The following is a 5,325-nucleotide window of genomic DNA, read 5'->3' as shown; positions in this document are numbered from 1 at the left end:
CGCCAAATGCGATCAGTCCGACGCGTGATCACGCATCTCCTGCTGGTGATCGGGTCCGCTTTAACCCGCGATTAACCAACCTGTCAGCCTGTGCTCCGGTCACCCGATATTTTGTTCTTGCCCCGAGCGACGTATTTTCTTGAGCATATTTGAAATACTGGAACAATATTCAAAACAACATTGTCTGACCCCAATAGTGAGCCAGATTAACAAAGCTCGTTAGCGATTAAGTAATGGTGCTCCGGCTAATCTCGCCTTGCTCCAAGAGAGCGCCCTGCGGCTTATGCGGTTGCACGGGCTGGTGCTGTCGACAGTAAAGTTGAAGGAGGCTTGATCATGAGCCAGTTTCTGAAGTCGTTTGTGAAGAATGAGTCCGGTGCGACCGCCATCGAATATGGCCTCATCGCCGCTGGCATTTCGGTTGTGATCATCACGGCCGTTGGTCTGATCGGTGGTAAGGTTGAAGCGACCTTCGACACGATCGCCGAAAAGATGGGCGCCGAGGGTTAATCCAATCCGCGCCGATCGCCGGAACATCATTCCGGTGCCTGAAAATCGAAGCCGCCAGAGCAGTCCGCGCTGGCGGCTTTGTTATTTCTGCCTCTGCGGGATTCTGTCGCAGCATGCGGGCCGCGTCGATTTATCCCCGCGATTTGGCTCAATCTGAACCGCTCTTTACCTCAAATTTACGTTCCTCCGCCCACTATTCGAAGGCGTGAAGAGGCATGGGGCCGCTTTGCGCGGGGCGATGTGCCTCCGACGAAACGGGCATCTTTCGTGATGAGTGTGCTGCTGTTCGCCGTCTTCCCTCTCGCCATGATTTTCGGCGCGCTGTGGGATCTGACGACGATGACCATCCCGAATGTTCTGACTGCCGCGCTTGCGGCAGCCTTCTTTCCGCTTGCGTTCATCGCGGGGTTTGGCTGGCAGGAAATCGGGCTGCATGTCGGTGCAGGCGTTCTGATGCTTGTCGTCGGCATGGCGCTTTTCGCCTTCGGGTGGATTGGCGGTGGTGATGCGAAGTTTGTTGCAGCCATCGCGCTCTGGATCGGCTGGGCCGATCTTCTGATTTATCTGTTGGTGGCTTCTGTGCTGGGCGGCGCGTTGACGCTTTTCATCCTCTTCTTCCGTTCGCTGCCGCTTCCCGCCTTCATGGCGCGGCGTGAATGGATCTTGAGGCTGCACGACCGCAAGGGCGGCATCCCTTATGGCGTGGCGCTCGGACTGGGTGGGCTTTTCATCTTCCAGCACAGCATCTGGCTACAGGCAGCGGTTCAGGCCGCATGAGGAATGGGCGTGGCGGTGTGATCCGCCGATACGCAGAGAAAGGAACGGGCAAGTGAACGCCGCACGCATTGGAGTTCTGGTTCTCGCGGTTGTCGCGGCAGGTATCGCCGCCCTTCTCGCGCGCGGGCTCATGTCCTCCGGGCCTGAAGAACCGGTCGCGGAGAAGGTCATCGAAGAGCCGACCACAGAAGTGCTTGTCTCGGCGAGCAATCTGCAGCTCGGCGAGAAGGTCAGATCAAGCGATCTGCGCTGGCAGCGCTGGCCCGATGCGGCACTGAACCCGGCCTATATCACGCGGGCGCAGCAGCCTGGAGCCGTCGAAGAATATTCAAACAGCGTCGCGCGCATGGGGATACTGAGCGGCGAGCCGGTGACAGCAGAAAAGCTCGTCAACCTTTCCGGTGCCGGCTTCATGTCCGCCCTGATCGAACCGGGCATGCGCGCCATCGCCATCGAGATCACCACGAAGACCAGCGCGGGCGGCTTCATCCTGCCGAATGACCGCGTGGACATTGTTGATGTGGACAAGGGGCAGACAATCCTGCGCAACATTCGCGTGCTTGCGATCGACCAGCGCTTCAATGACAGCGGCGAGCAGGTGGCAGTTGGCCGCACGGCCACGCTGGAGCTTACGCCCGCTCAGGTGGAACTCGTCTCCATGGCGAGCGCGGAAGGCAGCCTTGCCCTCTCGCTGCGCGGCATGAGCGAGCAGGAAATGGCGGGCGGCGAACTCGACCAGCCGGGTAATTCCGTTGTGAAGGTCGTGCGTAACGGCATCGCGCAATCTGTGCGTGTGAACAGGTGATGGGGCTGCGTATGGACACCATGTGGAACACGCTGAAATCCGGCATCGCCGCGAGAACCGCCCGCATTGCACGCGGCGGTCTTGCACTCCTCTGTGCGCTTTCAATGGCGCTGGTGCCGGCCGAAATCGCCGTCGCCGGGGATGCGCGACTTGTGAAGATCGATCAGGGCGGCAGCGGCCAGTCCTCGCGCAGCATTGTGCTCGGGCTCGGCAAGGCCGCTATTGTGGAACTGCCCGTCGCGGCGCGCGATGTGCTCGTCTCCAATCCCGAAATCGTCGATGCGGTTGTTCGCACGAACAGGCGCACCTATCTGATCGGCCTTGCGGTCGGCCAGACCAACGCTTTCTTCTTCAATGAGAGCGGCCAGCAGATTCTCAATCTGGAAATTCGCGTGGCGCGCGACCTCACGGGCCTGCGGCAAACGATGCGCCAATATTTCCCCAAGGCCAGGATCGATGTGGAATCGATCAACGATCACATCGTTCTCTCCGGCATGGTGGCGAATGCGAGCGAGGCCGACAAGGCGCATGATCTCGCTGCCCGTTTCGCCGGTGTGGACCGCGAGAACGTGCTGAACATGCTTGGCATCGAAGGCAAGGAACAGGTCATGCTGAAAGTGACCGTTGCCGAGATGCAGCGCAATGTCATCAAGCAGCTTGGCGTCGATCTTTCGACGGCGGCAGATTTCGGCGACTTCGCGCTTCGCCTTGCGACCAACAATTCTTTCAGTATTCAGGGTCAGTCTCTCGGCGGCCTTACGACCGCGGGCACGGCCGTAACCGGCAACGATGGCTCCATCAGCTCCGCGATACGGATGCTGGAGCGCGACGGTATTCTGAAAACACTTGCCGAACCAAACCTGACGGCGATCTCGGGTGAGTCCGCGAGGTTCCTTGCCGGTGGCGAGTTCCCTGTGCCGACCTCGCGCGACCGCGATGGCAATGTGCAGCTTGAGTTCAAGCCCTTCGGTGTGGGCCTCAACTTCACGCCGGTGGTGCTGAGCGAAGGCCGCATCAGCCTGAAGATTTCGACGGAAGTGAGCGAGCTTTCCTCTGACGGCGCCTTCGTGCTGCAGGGTGCTGGCGGCGGTGGTGTCACTGTGCCGGGCCTGAAGGTCCGCCGCGCGGAAACCACGCTTGAACTGCCGAGCGGCGGCTCGCTTGTCATGGCCGGTCTTCTCTCCGACTCCATGCGCCAGAATATTGATGGCGTGCCGGGCGTGAAGGATGTGCCGGTTCTGGGCCAGCTTTTCCGCAGCCGCGACTATCAGCAGAACGAAACGGAACTCGTCGTGATCGTGACGCCCTACCTCGTCGATCCGACAACCCGCGACAAGCTTGCGCTGCCGACGGATGGCTTCGCGCCGGCAAGCGATATGGACACGATCCTGATGGGCCGCCTGAACGCAACCTATGGCGCGCGCGGGGCCGCGACCGGCGACAAGTCGCTGCAAGGCCCTGTCGGCTTCGTCGTGGATTGAGGTGAAAGAAATGAACCGCAAGACAGAGATGAAAACAGCCGGAATGACTGGACGCCGCGCGCTCGGGGCTATCGCTCTCATTGCCGCAACAGGGCTTGCCGGATGCAGCGGATTTAACACCGCCGAGCATGCGCAGTTCGGCGCGCATTACTCGCATCCGATCTCGGTCGAGACGGATGTGGCAACGCTCAATATCGGTGTCGTACCCGGTCAGCCGGGCCTCTCGCCCGCCGACCGTGCAGCCATTGAAGATTTCGCCGCCGCCTACCGCCAGCGGGGTCATGGCGCGCTGACCATCTCCACGCCGTCCGGCTCGCCCAATTCGGGTGCGGCCACGGTGGCGCTCAGCGATGTGCGCGATCTCCTGAGCGAGAATGGCGTGGGCGCGGGCGATCTCGCCTACACGCCCTATCGCGCCTCGGGTGCAGATGCAGCCGCTCCCCTCATTCTTTCTTTCAAGCGATATGTAGCGCGGCCGACGGCCTGCGGAAACTGGTCGCAGAACTATGCGCTCGATCCGACAAACGGGCTCACTCCCAATCATGGCTGCGCGACGCAGAATAATATCGCGGCAATGGTGGCCAATCCGGCAGACCTGGTTGCGCCGCGCAACATGACACCGGCTGATGCCGCACGCCGCAGCACCGTGCTCGAGAAATACCGCGCAGGCGAGGCAACCGCCACAGCGCGCGGTGATCAGGATTCTGGCGCCGTGAGCGAGGTGAAGTAATGAGCAATCTTGCACGCAAGGAACCAGTCCTCATGAATGAGGAGGCTGTCGAGGCGCCGCCCATGCCGGGCACGGCGGGCGCAGCTCCTGTTCTTCCCATTGATCGTGAAACGCTCGCCGTGATGAAGCCGGTGCCGCGCATCACCATCCATGCTTTCTGCGAGCAGCCGGGCACGGGCAGCGCCATTCAGCGCGCCGGCGAAGATCGCCGTCTCGCAAAGACGCATCTCACGGTACATATGGGCGGTATCGCCGCTGCCATCGACTATTATCAGCAGACGGCAACGCCGAACCTCATTATGGTGGAAACGCGCGCCGTCGGGGCGGAGCTTTTCAACCAGCTCGGCGCGCTTGCCGAAGTCTGCGATGCAGGCACCAAGGTTGTCGTTATTGGTCAGGCCAATGATGTCTCGCTTTATCGCGAGATGATGCGTCAGGGCGTCAACGAATATCTCGTCGCGCCGCTTCACCCGATGGGCATTATTGAAGCCGTCTCGCGCCTCTATATCTCGCCGGATGCGCCGCCGATTGGCCGCACCATCGCCTTCATGGGCGCAAAAGGCGGCACGGGCTCCAGCACCATCGCTCACAATGTTGGCTGGTGCATTTCCACGGGCATGGATGAGGACGTGATCATCACCGATCTCGACCTGCCCTTCGGCACGGCCGGCCTCGACTTCAATCAGGACCCCGCACAGGGCATTGCCGACGCGCTGACAGCACCGGAGCGCCTTGATGATGTTCTGCTTGATCGCCTGCTGGTGAAGTGTTCGGAACGTCTCAGCCTTTTTGCAGCGCCTGCCGTTCTCGACCGTGATTTCGAGATGGATGGCGACAGCTGTGAAACGGTTCTCGATATCGTCCGTCAAGGCGTGCCCTGCGTCGTGGTGGACCTGCCGAATGTCTGGGCACCCTGGACGAAGAAGGTACTGCTCTCGGCGGATGAAATCGTCATCACCGCAACGCCTGATCTTGCGAGCCTGCGCAACGCCAAGAACATGCTCGATCTGACGCGCCAGCTT

Annotated in this window: 6 protein-coding genes; all 6 read left to right on the top strand. The window is 60.9% G+C overall.

The window, feature by feature from the left end:
* Positions 1 to 336 precede the first annotated feature (336 nt).
* A complete protein-coding gene (locus WBF74_RS04580) occupies positions 337 to 510 on the top strand; it encodes a Flp family type IVb pilin (protein ID WP_424435850.1) in 174 nt (57 codons plus the stop codon).
* Positions 511 to 780: 270 nt separating this feature from the next.
* Positions 781 to 1,287: an A24 family peptidase gene (locus tag WBF74_RS04575; protein WP_424435847.1), complete on the top strand. Its 507-nt coding sequence runs from the start codon at positions 781 to 783 to the stop codon at positions 1,285 to 1,287.
* A 52-nt stretch (positions 1,288 to 1,339) separates the two neighbouring features.
* Complete coding sequence (gene cpaB, locus WBF74_RS04570; RefSeq protein ID WP_424435844.1) at positions 1,340 to 2,092, top strand: Flp pilus assembly protein CpaB; 753 nt, start codon at positions 1,340 to 1,342, stop codon at positions 2,090 to 2,092.
* The gene (locus tag WBF74_RS04565; RefSeq protein ID WP_424435841.1) at positions 2,092 to 3,573 is read left to right on the top strand and encodes a type II and III secretion system protein family protein; all 1,482 of its coding nucleotides are present in this window, start codon (positions 2,092 to 2,094) and stop codon (positions 3,571 to 3,573) included. The genes cpaB and WBF74_RS04565 overlap by 1 nt, the downstream gene beginning before the upstream one ends.
* A gap of 10 nt (positions 3,574 to 3,583) precedes the next feature.
* A complete protein-coding gene (locus WBF74_RS04560; protein ID WP_424435838.1) occupies positions 3,584 to 4,303 on the top strand; it encodes a CpaD family pilus assembly protein in 720 nt (239 codons plus the stop codon).
* Positions 4,303 to 5,325: AAA family ATPase (locus WBF74_RS04555; RefSeq protein ID WP_424435835.1), on the top strand; the 1,023-nt coding region annotated here is incomplete at its 3' end. The genes WBF74_RS04560 and WBF74_RS04555, both read left to right, overlap by 1 nt.

This window comes from Parvibaculum sp. (assembly GCF_049672805.1).
GTDB lineage: Bacteria > Pseudomonadota > Alphaproteobacteria > Parvibaculales > Parvibaculaceae > Parvibaculum.
The sequence above is the reverse complement of the archived record's forward strand: the minus strand, read 5'-3'. Positions and strand labels throughout refer to the sequence as shown.

Bases quoted from the DNA above. Each gene is read 5' to 3' on its own strand.
- WBF74_RS04575 (WP_424435847.1), top strand. From the start codon at position 781: ATGAGTGTGCTGCTGTTCGCCGTCTTCCCTCTCGCCATGATTTTCGGC.
- WBF74_RS04565 (WP_424435841.1), top strand. From the start codon at position 2,092: ATGGGGCTGCGTATGGACACCATGTGGAACACGCTGAAATCCGGCATC.
- WBF74_RS04560 (WP_424435838.1), top strand. From the start codon at position 3,584: ATGAACCGCAAGACAGAGATGAAAACAGCCGGAATGACTGGACGCCGC.
- WBF74_RS04580 (WP_424435850.1), top strand. From the start codon at position 337: ATGAGCCAGTTTCTGAAGTCGTTTGTGAAGAATGAGTCCGGTGCGACC.